Source organism: Kitasatospora sp. NPDC056138 (assembly GCF_042264695.1).
Taxonomy (GTDB): domain Bacteria; phylum Actinomycetota; class Actinomycetes; order Streptomycetales; family Streptomycetaceae; genus Kitasatospora.
Window position 1 is genome coordinate 50,077 of sequence record NZ_JBHJVK010000015.1, and the last position, 15,442, is coordinate 65,518.

Genomic DNA, 15,442 nt, shown 5'->3' on the forward strand with positions numbered 1-15,442 from the left:
TGTCGCTCCCTGATTACTTGGCGTCGCTGCGGTCGAGCGCGGTGCGGATGAGGTCGGCGATGTCCATGCTCTTGATCGCCGTGGTCCGGTCGCCCGCGGGCTCGGTCGGTGCACTTGGTTGGGACGGCTTCGGTTCGGACAGCTTCAGCAGGCGGTCCAGCAGGCCGGCCTCCCGGATCCGGGCCACCGGGATCGCGGCCAGCAGGTCCTGCAGCCGGGAGTCGTCCGCCTCCTCGGCCGGTGCCTCGGTCTGCTGCGGCAGCAGCTTGGCCAGCAGGAAGGCGGCCAGGGCCGCCGGGGTGGCGTAGTCGAAGATCAGCGTGGACGGCAGGCGCAGCCCGCTCACCGCGTTCAGCCTGTTGCGCAGCTCCACCGCCGCGAGCGAGTCGAAGCCCAACTCGGAGAAGGCGCGCCGGGGTTCGACCGAGGCCACCCCGTCGTGACCGAGCACGGCGGCGACCTCCGCCCGGACCGCGTCCAGCACCACGTGGTCGCGGTCGGCGGCGGGGAGCGTGCCCAGCCGCCGGGCCAGCGACGCCGGCGCGCTGTCGGCGGCGCCGCGCGCCTCGCGGCGGACCGCCGGCCGGACCAGCCCGCGCAGCACCGCGGGGACGCCGTCGCCGCGCTCGCGCAGCGCCGCCAGGTCCAGCCTGGCCGGCACCAGGGTCGGGTGCCCGGCGCGCAGCGCGGCGTCGAACAGCGCCAGCCCCTCGGCCGGATCGAGCGCGCCGATGCCGGAGCGTTCGATGCGCAGCAGGTCGGCCTCGCCGAGCTGTCCGCCCATCCCGCCGGTGCCGGCCCACAGGCCCCAGGCCAGCGCGGTGGCCGGCAGGCCCAGCGCGGCCCGGTGCTCGGCCAGCGCGTCCAGGAAGACGTTGGCGGCCGCGTAGTTGCCCTGTCCGGTGGCGTCCAGCGTGCCCGCCGCCGAGGAGAACAGCACGAACCGCGCGATCTCCTGATCCAGGGTCAGCTCGTGCAGGTGCCAGGCGGCGTCGGCCTTGGGCCGCAGCACCGTGTCGATCCGCTCCGGGGTCAGCGAGCCGATCAGGGCGTCGTCCAGGACTCCGGCGGTGTGCACGATGCTGCCGATGGGGTGCTCGGCGAGCAGTGCGGCGAGCGCCGCCCGGTCGGCGACGTCGCAGGCGACCAGTTCGGCGTGGGCGCCGAGCCCGGCCAGTTCGGCCTGCAGCGCCGTCGCCCCGGGGGCCTGCGGGCCCCGGCGGCCGGCCAGCACCAGCCGGCGGACGCCGTGCGCGGTCACCAGGTGCCGGGCGACCAGCGCGCCCAGACCGCCGGTACCGCCGGTGATCAGTACGGTGCCCCAGTCCCGGTCGGCGCCGTCCGGCTCCGGCTGCCGCACCCTGGTCAGCCGCGGTACCCGGATCTCGCCGTCGCGCAGCACCAGTTCGGGTTCGCCCGAGTCGAGTGCGGCGGCCAGCACCGGCAGCGCGAGCGGTCCTTCGCCGATGTCGGCGAGGACGATCCGGCCCGGGTCCTCGGCCTGGGCCGCGCGGACCAGGCCCCGTACGGCGGCGTCGGCCAGCCCGGCCCGGGTGAGCACGACCAGTGTCGCCTTGGCGTACCGGTCCTCGGCCAGCCAGTCCTGGACCGGGCCGAGCACGGCGTGCAGCACGGACCTGACGGCGGCCGGCAGGTCGCCGGAGCCCGTCGGCACCGGCAGCAGCACCACGTCGGGCACGGCGTCGCCGAACGAGGCCAGGTCCGGCCGGGTCGGCAGGCCGAGCCCGAGGTCGTCGGTGCCGAGCAGCTCGCACCGGCGGTCGCCGGGGCCGTCGGCCGCCAGGTCCGGTCGGGGCGTCAGCTCGACGGTGAACAGCGAGTCCTGCTGCGCGGTGAGCTGGTGGGCCGCGACCGGGCGGGTCACGAACGAGTCGACCGAGGCGATCGGTGCCCCGGTGCCGTCCGAGAGCTCGATCCGCAGGCCGTCGGCGTCCTGGCGCACGAGCCGCACCCGGGCCGCCGAGGCGCCGCCGGAGTGCAGCGCGACGCCGTTCCAGGCGAACGGGAGCAGCACCCGGCCGTCGTCGGCCGGCTCCGCCCCGTCGAGCAGCGAGGAGACGTGCAGGGCGGCGTCGAGCAGCGCGGGGTGCAGGCCGAAGCGGGCGGCCTCGGGCCGTTCGGACGCGGGGAGGTCGAGCTCGGCGAAGACCTCGTCGCCGCGCCGCCAGGCGGCCCGCACGCCCCGGAAGACCGGGCCGTACTCGTAGCCCTCGGTCCGCATGCGGTCGTAGAGCCCGGTGACGTCGACCTCGGCCGCGTCGGCCGGCGGCCACTGGGTGTACGGCTGCGGCGGTGTGCCGGCGCGGTCGGTCAGCAGGCCGGTCGCGTTGGTGGTCCAGTCGGCGCCGGGCGCGTCCTGGGGCCGGGAGAAGATCTGCACCGCGCCGTTCCTGGCGGCGGTGACCTGGAGCTGTACGGCACCCTTGGCGGGCAGCAGCAGCGGCGCCTGGAGGGTCAGTTCGTCCAGGACCGGGAGCCCGAGCAGATCCCCGGCCCGGATCGCCAGATCGACCAGGGCGGTTCCCGGCAGCAGGACCGTGCCCAGCACGGCGTGCTCGGCGAGAACCGGGTGGGTGGCGAGCGAGACCCGTCCGGTCAGCACCACGTCGTCGGAGGCGGCCATCCGGATCTCCGCGCTCACCAGCGGGTGGTCCACCGCCGCTTGGCCGAACCCGCCCGCGTCGCCCCGGGCGGGCGGGACGTCGAGCCAGAAGCGCCGGTGCTGGAAGGCGTACGTGGGCAGCTCCACCCGGCGTGCGGGGCGCGGGCCGTAGAGCGCGGGCCAGTCGAGTTCGGCGCCCCGGGTGTGGACCCGGGCGAGCGCGCCGAGCAGTTCCCGCACCTCGGGCTTGTTCCTGCGGGCGAGGGCGACGAAGGCCGCGTCGGTGCCGTCGGCGACGCAGTCCCGGCCGAGCGCGGTCAGCACGGCGTCCGGGCCGAGTTCCAGGAAGGTGCCGACGCCCTGGGCCGTCAGGGCGTCGACGGCGTCCGCGAAGCGCACCGTCTCCCGGACGTGCCGGACCCAGTACTCGGGTGTGCACAGCTCGGCCGCACCGGCCGGGCGGCCGGTCAGGGTGGAGACGAGGGGGATCACCGGGTCGGCGAAGGTGAGCTCGGACAGGACCTCGCCGAACTCGGCCAGCATCGCGTCCATCCGGGGCGAGTGGAAGGCGTGCGACACCGTCAGCCGCTTGGACCGCTCGAAGCGGGCCGCGAGTTCGAGCACCGCGTCGGTGTCCCCGGAGACGACCACCGCGCGGGGGCCGTTGACCGCCGCGATGCCCATCCGCTCGTCCAGCAGCGGCAGCACCTCGGCCTCGGTGGCCTGCACCGCCACCATCGCGCCGCCCTCGGGCAGCGCCTGCATCAGCCTGCCGCGGGCGGACACCGCCGTCGCGGCGTCCGCCAGCGACCAGACCCCGCTCACGTGCGCGGCGGCGAGCTCGCCGATCGAGTGGCCCGCCAGGTACTCCGGGCGCAGCCCGAACGACTCCAGCAGCCGGAACAGCGCCACCTCGGTCGCGAACAGCGCGGCCTGGGTGTAGGCGGTCCGGGCGAGCAGGTCCGCGTCCTGTCCGAAGACCACCTCGGCCAGCGGGCGCTCCAGTGCGCCGTCCAGGTGGGCGGCGGCGCGGTCGAAGTGCTCGGCGTAGACCGGGAAGGTCTCGTACCACTGGCGTCCCATGCCCAGGCGCTGGGAGCCCTGGCCGGAGAACAGGAACGCGAGGCCGCCCTCGGCGACCGTGCCGGTGACCAGGCCGGGGGCGTCCGTCCCCTGTGCCAGGGCGGTGAGCGCGGTGTCGAGTCCGGCGCGGTCGGCGGCCAGCACCACCGCGCGGTGGCGGTGCGCGCTGCGGGTGGTGGCGAGCGCGAGGCCCAGGTCGGCCAGGGGGGTGTCCGGCACCGCCTTCAGGCGTTCGGCCTGCGCGCCCAGGGCCTCGGGGCTCCGGGCGGAGACCGGCAGCGCCACCAGGGCCGGTCCGTGGCCGGCCGCCTCGTCGGGGCGGCCGGGCTCCTCGGCGGTCGCGGCCTCCTCGGGGGCGTCGGCCTCCTCCAGGATGACGTGCGCGTTGGTGCCGCTGATGCCGAACGAGGACACCCCGGCCCGGCGCGGGCCGGTGCCGCTCTCCCAGGGGCGGTCCTCGGTGAGCAGCGAGACCGCGCCGGCCGTCCAGTCCACCTGGGTGGACGGCGCGTCCACGTGCAGGGTCCTCGGGAGCACCCGGTGGCGCATCGCCATCACCATCTTGATCACCCCGGCGACGCCCGCGGCGGCCTGGGTGTGGCCGATGTTCGACTTGATCGAGCCCAGCCACAGCGGCCGGTCCCCCGGCCGCTCCTGGCCGTAGGTCGCCAGCAGCGCCTGCGCCTCGATCGGGTCGCCCAGCGTGGTGCCGGTGCCGTGCGCCTCGACCGCGTCGACGTCGGCCGCCGAGAGGCCGGCACTGGCCAGCGCCTGCCGGATCACCCGCTGCTGGGACGGGCCGTTGGGCGCGGTCAGCCCGTTGGAGGCACCGTCCTGGTTGACCGCGCTGCCCCGCACGACGGCCAGCACCTGGTGGCCGTTGCGCCGCGCGTCCGACAGCCGCTCCAGCACCAGGACACCGACGCCCTCGCCCCAGCCGGTACCGTCCGCGGCGGCCGCGAAGGACTTGCAGCGCCCGTCGGCGGCCTGGCCGCGCTGGCGGCTGAAGTCGATGAAGGTGTCGGGGGTGGACATCACCGTGACGCCGCCGGCCAGTGCCAGCGAGCACTCCCCGGCCCGCAGGGCCTGCGCCGCCAGGTGCAGGGTGACCAGCGAGGAGGAGCACGCGGTGTCCACCGTGACGGCCGGCCCTTCGAGACCGAGCGCGTAGGCCACCCGTCCGGAGACCACGCTGCCGAGGTTGCCGTTGCCGAGGTAGGCGGCGACGTCCTCGGGGGCGTCGGTGAGCCAGCTGCCGTAGTCGTGGTACATCACCCCGGCGAACACGCCGGTGCTGGTGCCCCGGACCGCCGCCGGGTCGATGCCGGCCCGCTCGAACGCCTCCCAGGAGACCTCCAGCAGCAGGCGCTGCTGCGGGTCCATCGCGATCGCCTCACGCGGGCTGATGCCGAAGAAGTCGGCGTCGAACCGGGCTGCCTCGTAGAGGAATCCGCCCTCGCGGGAGTACGTCTTCCCGGGCTTGCCCGGCTCGGGGTCGTAGATCGCGTCGGTGTCCCAGCCCCGGTCGGCGGGGAACTCCGCGATGCTGTCGACCCCGTCGGCGACCAGCCGCCACAGGTCCTCGGGCGAACCGACGCCACCGGGGTAGCGGCAGCTCATCCCGACGATCACGATCGGGTCGTCCGCTCCCACGGGCGCCGTCGTCGGCGCCGACGGGCCGGTGGGCGCGGTGCCGAACAGGGTGTCGCGGATGTGTTCGGCGAGCAGCCTCGGTGACGGGTAGTCGAACACCAGGGTGGCCGGCAGGCGCAGTCCGGTCGCGGAGTTCAGGCGGTTGCGCAGTTCCACGGCGGAGAGCGAGTCGAAGCCGATCTCGGTGAACGCCCGGGTCGGGCTGATCGCGGCCGAGCCCTCGTGCCGCAGGACCGCCGCCACCTCGGTGCGGACCAGCTCCAGCAGTGCGCGCTCCCGCTCGGCGGCGGGCAGCGCGCCCAGCGCGCCGTCGGCCGTCAGGCCACGGGACTCCCGCGCGGCGACCGCCCGTCGGGTGACCGGCCGCACCAGGCCGCTGAGCAGCGCGGGGATGCCGTCCGAGCGGTTGCGGACGGCGGTGGCGTCCAGCTCGACCGGGACCACCCGGGCCTCGCCGGTGCGGACGGCGGCGTCGAACAGCCGCAGCGACTGCTCCGCGCCCAGTCCGGGCAGCCCGTACCGGGCGATCCGGGACAGCGTCGCCTCGTCGAGCGCGGCGCCCATCCCGGCCCCGCCGGTCCACAGGCCCCAGGCCAGCGCGGTGGCGGGCAGGCCGAGGGATGCCCGGTGCTCGGCCAGTGCGTCCAGGAAGGCGTTCGCCGCCGCGTAGTTGCCCTGGCCCGCGCCGTCGAGCACGGCGGCGAGCGAGGAGAACAGGACGAAGGCGGTCAGCGGCCGGCCTTGGGTGAGCTCGTGCAGGTGCCAGGCACCGTCCACCTTGGCCCGGAACACCTCGTCGAGCAGGTCGTCGGTGAGCGAGCCGATCACCCCGTCGTGCACCGAGCCGGCGGCGTGCACCACCGAGTCGACCGGGTGCTCGGCCAGCAGTGCGGCCACCGACCGGCGGTCGCTCACGTCGCAGGCGGCGACGACCACCTCGGCGCCCAGTCCGGTCAGTTCGGCCTGCAGCTCGGGTGCCGAGCCGCGGCGGCCGGCCAGGACCAGCCGGCGCACGCCGTGCTCCCGGACCAGGTGCCGGGCCAGCAGGCCACCGAGGCCGCCGGTGCCACCGGTGATCAGGACGGTGCCCCACTGGGGTGCGGCGTCCGCCCCGGAGGGCAGGACCGCCAGCCGGGGCGCCCTGAACTCGCCGTCGGCCAGGGAGAGTTCGGGCTCACCGGTGGCCAGCGCAGCGCTCAGGTCGGCGTCGGACGGGACGCCCTCGTGCTCCAGCAGGACGAAGCGTCCGGGGTTCTCCGCCTGGGCCGAGCGCACCAGGCCCCGGACCGGCGCCTGGGCGAGCGCGGCCGAGGTGACCACCACCAGCCGGGAGTCGGCGAAGCGCTCGTCGGCCAGCCAGGACTGCAGGACGCGCAGCACCTCGCCGGCGGCGGCCCTGGCCGCGACCGGCGGCTCGTCCTCGGCCGGCGCGGCCCGGAGCACGACCACGTCGGGCACCGGGTCGGGGAGCTCGTCGGGACCGCCCGCGAGCACCGCGATCCGGGGCCGCGCGTTCTCGGCCGGCCTGCCGAGCGGCGACTGCCGCACCGTGTACAGCAGTTCGGCGTCGGGCACCGGGCGGGAGAGCAGGCCCCGCACGGTGGCCACCGGGGCGCCGGTGGCGTCCGCGAACCGGAGCGCGAGGGTGTCCTTGCCCGGGTGGGAGATCCGCACCCGCACGAAGGACGCGCCGACCGCGTGCAGCGACACGCCGGTCCACGCGAACGGGACCAGGACCTCGCCGCCGGGCTCCGCGTCCAGGTCGGCGGCGTGCAGGGCGGCGTCGAGCAGCGCCGGGTGCAGGCCGAACCCGGCTGCCTCTGCGGACAGTTCGTCGGGCAGGGCGACCTCGGCGAACACCTCACCGGCGTGCCGCCAGGCCGCGCGCAGCCCCTGGAAGGCCGGGCCGTACCCGTAGCCCTGGGCCGCCAGCCGGGCGTAGACGCCGGTGAGGTCGATCGGCTCCGCCCCCTGCGGCGGCCAGGCGTCCAGCCGCTCCGGCAGCGGCTCGGCCTCGGGCACGAGCACACCCGTGGCGTGCAGGGTCCACTGTCCGGCGTCCGCGCCGTCCGGCCTGGAGTGGATCGTCAACGGCCGGTACCCGGACTCCTCCGGCTCACCCACCGCGACCTGCACCGCCATCGCGCCGTCCGGCGGCAGGACCAGCGGGGCGCCCAGGGTCAGTTCCTCGACCGTGCCGGCGCCCACGTGGTCGGCGGCCCGCACGGCCAGTTCCATGAACGCGGTGCCGGGGAAGAGCACCCGTCCGGAGATGACGTGGTCGGCCAGCCAGGGCTGGGTCCGCAGGGAGAGGCGCCCGGTCAGCACCACGCCGTCGGCGCCGACCGCCACCACCGCGCCCAGCAGCGGGTGTGCGGCCGGGAGCTGGCCGAGGTCGAAGGCGTCCGAGCGGGCCGATCCGGCCTCCAGCCAGAACCGCCTGCGCTGGAAGGGGTAGGTCGGCAGGTCGATCCGGCGGGCGCCGCGCCCGGCGTGGAAGCGGCTCCAGTCGACCGGGACACCCGCCGTGTACGCCGCGGCCAGCGCCGAGACGGCCTGGTGCGGCTCGGGCCGCTCCCGGCGCAGCAGCGGGGCGAAGAGGGCATCGGGGTGCTCGGCGGACTCCTGGCCCATCGCACAGAGCACACCGTCCGGGCCGATCTCCAGGAAGGTCCGCACCCCGGCGGTCTCCAGACCGCGCACGGCGTCCGCGAAGCGCACCTGCGCGGCGACGTGCCCGACCCAGTACTCGGCCGTGGCCAGCTCGTCCGCGCACAGCTCGCCGGTCACCGTGGACACGATCGGGATCTTCGGCCTGGCGTAGTCCAGTACCCGGGCGATCCGGCGGAACTCCGCCAGCATCGGCTCCATCAGCGGCGAGTGGAAGGCGTGGCTGACCCGCAGCCGCTTGGTCCGGTACCCCTGCGCGGCCAGCACCCCGGCGATCCGCAGCACCTCGTCCTCGGCGCCGGACAGCACCACCGAGGTGGGCCCGTTGACCGCCGCGACGGCGACCCGCCCGGTGAGCAGCGGCACCACGTCGGCCTCGGCCGCCTGCACCGCGACCATCGCGCCGCCCTCCGGCAGCGCCTGCATCAGCCGGCCCCGGGCGGCCACCAGGATCGCGGCGTCCTCCAGCGAGAGCACCCCGGCCACGTGCGCGGCGGCGAGCTCACCGATGGAGTGCCCGGCCAGGTAGTCGGGCCGCAGGCCCCAGCTCTCGGTGAGCCGGAACAGGGCGACCTCGATCGCGAACAGGGCCGGCTGGGCGTACTCGGTCCGGTGCAGCAGCTCGGCCTGCGGCGAGCCCTCCGGCGCGGACAGCACCTCGCCCAGCGGCAGGTCGAGCTGCATGTCCAGGTAGGCGCAGACGTCCTCCAGCGCGTCCGCGAACACCGGGAAGGCGGCGGCGAGTTCGCGCCCCATGGCGAGGCGCTGGCTGCCCTGGCCGGTGAACAGGAAGGCGAGCTTCCCGGGGCCCGCCAGACCGGTGGGGGCGGTCTGGGCGGCGATCGCCGCCAGCCCGGCCCGCAGGCCCTCGTGGTCGTCGGCGACGATCGCGGCACGGTTGGGCAGGTCGGCCCGGGTGGTGGACAGCGAGTAGGCCAGGTCGGCGAGTTCGACCCCGGCGTCGAGCAGCGGGAGCAGGTCCGCCGCCCGGTCGCCGAGCGCCTGCTCGCCGCGCGCCGACAGCACGAACGGCAGCGTCCCGGCGGCGCCGGGCCGCTCACCGTCGTCGGTGTCGGCGGGCTCGTCGGCGACGTGCTCCAGGAGCATGTGCGCGTTGGTGCCGCTGACCCCGAAGGACGACACCCCGGCCCGGCGCGGCCGCCCGGTCTCGGGCCACGGCCTGCCCTCGGTGAGCAGCTCGACCGCTCCCGCCGACCAGTCGACGTGCGGACTCGGGGCGTCGACGTGCAGTGTCTTCGGCAGGTAGCCGTTGCACATGCTCAGCACCATCTTGATCACGCCGGCCACACCGGCGGCGCCCTGGGTGTGGCCCAGGTTCGACTTCGCCGAGCCGAGCAGCAGCGGCGCGCCCTCGGGACGCGCCTGGCCGTACGTCGCGATCAGCGCGCCGGCCTCGATCGGGTCGCCGAGTGTGGTGCCGGTGCCGTGCGCGTCGACCGCGTCCACGTCGGCGGCCGTCAGGCCCGCGTTCGCCAGGGCCTGGCGGATCAGCCGCTGCTGCGAGGTGCCGCTCGGTGCGGTGAGTCCGTTGCTGGCGCCGTCCTGGTTGATCGCCGAACCGCGCACGACGGCCAGCACCCGGTGGTTGTTGCGCCGCGCCTCCGACAGCCGCATGAGGACCAGGACGCCCACGCCCTCGGCGAAGCCCGTACCGTCCGCCGCCGCCGCGAAGGCCTTGCAGCGGCCGTCCGGGGCCAGGCCGCGCTGGCGGCTGAACGCGGTGAACACGCCCGGGCCGCCCATCACCGCGACGCCGCCGGCCAGCGCCATCGAGGACTCGCCCGCGCGCAGCGACTGGCAGGCCAGGTGGATGGCGACCAGGGAGGCCGAGCAGGCGGTGTCGACCGTGACCGCCGGACCGACCGCGCCGAGCACGTACGCGACCCGCCCGGAGATGACGCTCGGCGCGTTGCCGGTCATCAGGTAGGCGTCGAGGCCGTCGGGGGCCTCGTACAGCCGGGGGCCGTACTCCTGGACCTCGGCGCCGAAGAACATCCCGGCCTCGGTGCCGCGCAGGCCGGCCGGGTCGATCCCGGCGTGCTCCAGCGCCTCCCAGGCGGTCTCCAGCACCAGGCGCTGCTGCGGGTCCATGGCCAGCGCCTCGCGCGGGCTGATCCCGAAGAAGTCGGCGTCGAACTCCGTTGCGGTGGCGAGGAACCCGCCGCTGCGGACATAGCTCTTGCCGGGTGCCTCGGGGTCCTCGTCGAAGATCCCGGCCAGGTCCCAGCCGCGGTCGTCGGGGAAGCCGGAGAGCACCTCGCCGCCGTCGGCCAGCAGCCGCCACAGGTCGTCCGGCGAGTCCACGCCGCCCGGGAACCGGCAGCCGATGCCCACGATCGCGATCGGCTCGTCCGCGGCGTTGGCCCGGGAGACCGGGGCCGGCTCGGCGGCAACCGTACCGAGCGCTCCGGCGAGCAGCCGCTCGACCAGCGCGGCGGGCGTCGGGCAGTCGTAGACCAGCGTGACCGGCAGGTCGAGGCCGGTCGCCGCGGCGAGGCGGCCCTGCAGGTCGACCGAGGCCAGTGAGTCGAAGCCCAGTTCGGTGAAGGGGAGCGTGGTGTCCAATGTCTCGGCCGCGTCGGGGCGCGCCGCCTTCAGCGCCGCCACCGCAGTGGTGTGTACGAGGTCGAGAACCAACCTCCGGTGCTCCGACGGCGCGGCGGCGGCCAGCAGCCGGGCCAGTGCTGAATCGGAACTGGACTCATTCATCCGCGCATCTCCACTTTCGGCCGAGACCTCTTACTTAGAACAGCGGTGCCTCAGAACAGCGGTGCCCCGAGGCAGCGGCGCCCCGCAGCGGCGGTGCCCCGAGGCGGCGGCGCCGGCCGGACCGTGACGCCGAAGAACGGCTGCGCCCTCAGCCGGCCCCGTGGTCGAGCACCTTGGTGCCCGGTCCGCCGGAGACCGCTCCGGAGTCGAACTTCCGGCGGACGTAGGACAGCGACTCCAGCAGTTCGCCGGAGGTGACGGTGTGGGACTCGCCGGCCTCGACCACCCCGGCCAGCGGCAGCCTGCCGATGTCCGCCCAGCGCAGCCGCCCCTGTGCGTCGAGGTAGCTCCTGGTCCGCCCCTGGTTGTCCGGGTGCAGGCAGTAGGGGATGTCCAGGTACCCGCGCTGGAACGCCAGCAGCATGGCCCGGCCGACGTCGGGGGCCAGGTTCAGCACGGCCGCGACCAGCGCCGCGGCCTCCGCGTAGGTCTGCGAGTCGCCCTCCGCGGCGCCGGTCCGCCCGGTTGCGGCCGCCGTCGCCGCCGCGTACTCCAGCGCGCTGACGTTCTCCTCCGTCGTCGGGATCCGGACGGACTCGGCGACCGTCTTCACGATCAGCCGCTCGGAACCGGTCGACGCGGCGAGTTCGGCCGCCCGGCCGAGCAGCCCGTACGCGCCCTCCGGCGTGGTGGGGTAGACCCCCATGTACGCGTAGACGACGACGTGCCAGTCCGCCTCCGGCAGCAGTTCCGCGCAGAGCCGGCGCAGCGCGAACACGGCCTCCACGTCCTGCTGCTGGTGCGTCTGCTGGGCGTAGCTGGCCGAGATGCTGCGCAGGCCGTGCTGGTAGAAGAAGAGCGCCTCCAGCGCGCTGATCGCCACCAGCTGGCTCGGCGGGCAGAGCTGGCCGAGCATGCAGCCGCCGAAGGTCTCCAGGTGCGGCTCCCGGCCCAGTTCGCGCAGCCGGACGAACAGGTCGCACGAGCGCGACCAGTTGTCCACCGACTCGTGCAGCGGAATCCGCCCGTACGGCAGGCAGTACGAGACCGGGCCGCCCTCCGAGGCGTCGAGACCCACCGTCATCAGTGCCCGGAAGATGTCCATCGGGGCGGCCGAACCGTGCCGGACCTGTACCGGGAAGTCGTCGCCGCGGATCCCCTCCAGCACCCGCTCGGTGGTGGCCACGTCATGGCTGACGATCGGGTAGCCGTTGAGCGACACCCCTTCCAGCAGGGCGAGGCCGGCCGACTCCAGGTCGCCGACCCGGGTGTAGCTGTCCAGGGTGATGGTGCCGACCGTCCGCCCGGCGGCGGCCTTGGTCGCCTGCAGTCCGGCCCGCATCCGGTCCGGCTCGCTCATGCCCATCCGGGGCTGGACCACGAGTTCGCCCGCCCGGTGGACCCGGCGGACGAACTCCCCGAACCCCGTCCCGATCACGTCAGTACCCGTTGCGGGAGCGAGTCGAGCAGCCGCTGGAAGGAGGCGATCCCCTCCGCTCCGTCGTCGAAGACCGCGTCGTAGCCGGCGTTGACCAGTTCGGCGAGCTGCTCGGCGCTCTGGCCCCCCGAGATCCCCAGCTTCCCGCCGATGACCGCCGGGACCGCCGCCAGCTCCGCGCGCTCGCGCAGCTTGCTGATCATCCGGATGCCGTCCTGGTAGCCGTGTCCGTTGACGCTGCTCACCACCAGCAGGGCCGGCCGGCGGGCCAGGCTCTCGGCGATCAGCAGCTCCGCCGGCACGCAGGGACCGAGGTTCACCACCTCGAAGCCCATCTCCTCCAGCAACAGCTGCAGGAAGACCAGGTTCCAGGTGTGCGAGTCCGACGTCCCCCCGGCGACGATGACACTCGCCCCCCGGTCGGCGACGGCGGGCGCCTCCTTCTTGGCCGGCAGGCTCATCACAGCTCCCGGCCGTGCTCGTAGGCGCGCACGTGCTGGATCCGGGAGACCGAGACGAGCTCCTCGCCCCGCACCACGATCTCGGTCGGGGCCGGCCGGCCGAGGAACATCAGCAGGCTGGCGGTCGGGCCGTAGGCGCCGGCGTTGGGGATGCTGACGGTGTCCCCCGGCGCCAGTGCGGGCAGCTCCACGTCCCGCCCGAGCACGTCGCCGGGCGTGCACAGCGGGCCGACCAGGCTGGCGATCTGCTCGTGCGGCACCCCGTCGTCGTACGGGCGCACCGAGACCGGGAGGATCCGCCCGAGGCCCGACATCCCGCCGAAGGTATTGATGCCGCCGTCGAGGATCACGAATCGGCGGCCGCGGCTCTCCTTGAGGTTGACCACGCCGACCATCAGCGTGCCGCTGTCGCCGACCAGGTAGCGCCCCGACTCGCAGGCGATCCGCGGCTCGCCGCCGCGCCAGCCGGGGAAGTGCTCGTCCAGCGAACCCGCCAGCGCCGCACGGAGGTTGCCGTACACCGGCCGCTCGCCGGTCACCGCGTAGGGCGCCGAGAAGCCGCCGCCGATGTCGACGAAGCGGAACCGCACGCCGAGCTGCTCCTGCAGCTGCGCGGCCAGGCCGATGGTGTGCTGGAACTCGGCGATCAGGCTCGCCTCGTCCTTGGCGTTGCTGAGCGGGAAGAAGTGCGCGCCCGCCACCTCGGCCCCGGGCACGTCGAGCAGCTCGTCCCTGAGCTCGGGCAGCGTCTCGCTGTCGAACCCGAACTGGGAGGGCAGGCCGGTCATCCGGATGCTGGAGGTCGCGCTGGCGCTGGCGCTGTTCACCCGCAGCAGGCAGTCGGCGACCACGCCCAACCGGGTGGCGACCGCGCCGACGTTGCGCAGGTCGCCGGGCGACTCGACGGAGAACAGCCGGACGCCGGCGGCCAGCGCCTCGGCCAGCTCTCCCTCGGTCTTGCCGGGGCCGGTGTACAGGATGTCCGCCGCGTCGAAGCCGGCCGCCAGGACGGCCGCGAGCTCACCGGTGGAACTGATCTCGGCCCGGCAGCGCCGGCCCTCGCCGCTGCGCATCTCGCGCAGCAGCTCCGGGTGCGGGTTCGCCTTCGCCGCGTAGAACAGCTCGACCTCGTCGGGCAGCGCGGAGAACAGGTCCTGCCGGGCGGCGGCGATGCGGTCGAGGTCGTAGACGTACGACGGGGTGCCGAAACGCTTGGCGAGCTCGGCGTAGCCGATCACGGGGTGGTCCCTTCGAAGAGTAGTGCGAGCTTCCGGCGCTCGTGCTTGCCGTGCAGGGTGAGCGGCAGCTCGTCGACCACCCGGCACAGGCCCGGCACCTTGGCCGGCTCCAGCCGCAGCGACAGCTCCCGCAGCACGGTGTGCGGCGCCAGGTCGCCCTCGACGCACACCGCCAGGTCGCGGTCCTCGGTCGGCGGCAGCACCGCGGCGGCCTGGACACCGGGGATGTCCATCGCGGCCGCCTCGATCTCGATCGTGCTCATCCGCACGCCCTTGCGCTTGAACATGTCGTCCCGGCGGCCCTCGTAGTAGAGGAAGCCGTCCTCGTCCACGCTCCCGAAGTCACCGGTGTGCAGGCGCCGTTGCCCGCTGACCGGGTCCACCCGGAAGGCCTTCGCGGTGAGCTCGGGCGCCCGCCAGTAGCCGGGCATCACGTGCGGGCCCTCGACCACGATCTCGCCGCTCTCACCGGTGGGCAGCTCGTGGCCGGCCTCGTCCAGGATGAGCACCCTGGTGCCCGGCAGCGGCCGGCCGACCGAGGTGGGCTTGCGGTCCTCGAACTCCGGCGGCAGCACGGAGATCCGCTTGCACTCGGTCTGGCCGAACTGGCGGATCACCTCGGCCCCGGGGAACGCCGAGCGCAGCGCGTCGACCGTCGTCTTCGGCAGCGCGGCACCGGTGTTGGTGAACATCCGGACCCGCGAGGGCCGCCCCGGCTCGTGCTGCCGGGGTTCACGCTCGGCCAGCGCGCAGATCATCGCGGCCAGCGACGGCACGATCGGCACCACGGTCGCCCCCGACTCGCGGATCCGCTTCAGCAGCACCAGGTCCGAGTCGCCGTCGGCCAGGACCAGTTCCGAGCGGCCGAGCGCGGCCAGCAGGATCTTGTAGAGCCCGTAGTCCCAGGAGATCGGGAACCGGCAGAACACCACGTCGTCGGGCCGGTAGCCGAGTTCGAGGTTGATCGCCTTCGAGGCGAAGACCATCTGGCCGTGCGGGCAGATGACGCCCTTCGGCGCGGCGGTGCTGCCGGAGGTGTAGACCAGCACCGCGACGTCGTCGGCGGTGACCTCCACCGCGTCGGCCCGCGCGCCGGCGGCGTGCAGGTCCGTCACCTCGCGCCAGACCTCGCCCAGGCCGAGCACCGGGACCGGCGAGAAGTCGCCGAGCCGCGCCACCGCGGCGTCGGCCGCGACCACCAGCCGGGGTTCGGCGTTGGCGAGCACCGAGCGCAGGTGGTACTCCTTCATGCCCGGGTTCACCGGCACGAGGACCGCACCGCGCCGGGCGGTCCCGTAGAACAGCGCCACCAGCTCGCGGGTGCTCGGCAGTTGCACCAGCAGCCGGTCGCCGGGACCCACCCCGCGCGCGTCCAGCCAGGCTTCGACGGCCCGGCTGTACTCGCCGAGCTCCCGGTAGGTCCACCGCCCATCCCGGTCGGCGACCGCGACGGCCCCGGGCGCGGCGTCCGCCGTCGCCTCGTCCAGCACCTCGTGCACCAGCACGGCGGAGCGGACCTCCGGTATCGAGTTACGACTCACTGCGC

Annotated in this window: 5 protein-coding genes; all 5 read right to left on the bottom strand. The window is 74.9% G+C overall.

Going from position 1 to position 15,442, the window contains the following annotated elements; translation table 11 throughout:
• Positions 1-13 precede the first annotated feature (13 nt).
• A complete protein-coding gene (locus ACFC1R_RS12695) occupies positions 14-10,759 on the bottom strand; it encodes an SDR family NAD(P)-dependent oxidoreductase (RefSeq protein ID WP_375937100.1) in 10,746 nt (3,581 codons plus the stop codon).
• 148 nt (positions 10,760-10,907) lie between these two features.
• On the bottom strand, positions 10,908-12,197 hold the full coding sequence (locus ACFC1R_RS12700; RefSeq protein ID WP_375937103.1) for a methylaspartate mutase: 1,290 nt from the start codon (positions 12,195-12,197) through the stop codon (positions 10,908-10,910).
• Positions 12,194-12,658 carry a cobalamin B12-binding domain-containing protein gene (locus tag ACFC1R_RS12705; protein WP_375937106.1) on the bottom strand — a complete coding sequence of 155 codons (465 nt, stop codon included), beginning with the start codon at positions 12,656-12,658 and terminating at the stop codon, positions 12,194-12,196. The genes ACFC1R_RS12700 and ACFC1R_RS12705 overlap by 4 nt, the downstream gene beginning before the upstream one ends.
• Positions 12,658-13,896 (bottom strand): type III PLP-dependent enzyme, encoded by a 1,239-nt coding sequence (locus ACFC1R_RS12710; RefSeq protein WP_375937108.1) that lies wholly within the window; start codon positions 13,894-13,896, stop codon positions 12,658-12,660. Before ACFC1R_RS12710 ends, ACFC1R_RS12705 begins: the two co-directional genes overlap by 1 nt.
• Complete coding sequence (locus ACFC1R_RS12715; protein WP_375937111.1) at positions 13,893-15,437, bottom strand: AMP-binding protein; 1,545 nt, start codon at positions 15,435-15,437, stop codon at positions 13,893-13,895. Before ACFC1R_RS12715 ends, ACFC1R_RS12710 begins: the two co-directional genes overlap by 4 nt.
• Positions 15,438-15,442: the final 5 nt, after the last annotated feature.

Bases quoted from the DNA above. Each gene is read 5' to 3' on its own strand.
- ACFC1R_RS12695 (WP_375937100.1), bottom strand. From the start codon at position 10,759: ATGAATGAGTCCAGTTCCGATTCAGCACTGGCCCGGCTGCTGGCCGCC.
- ACFC1R_RS12705 (WP_375937106.1), bottom strand. From the start codon at position 12,658: ATGAGCCTGCCGGCCAAGAAGGAGGCGCCCGCCGTCGCCGACCGGGGG.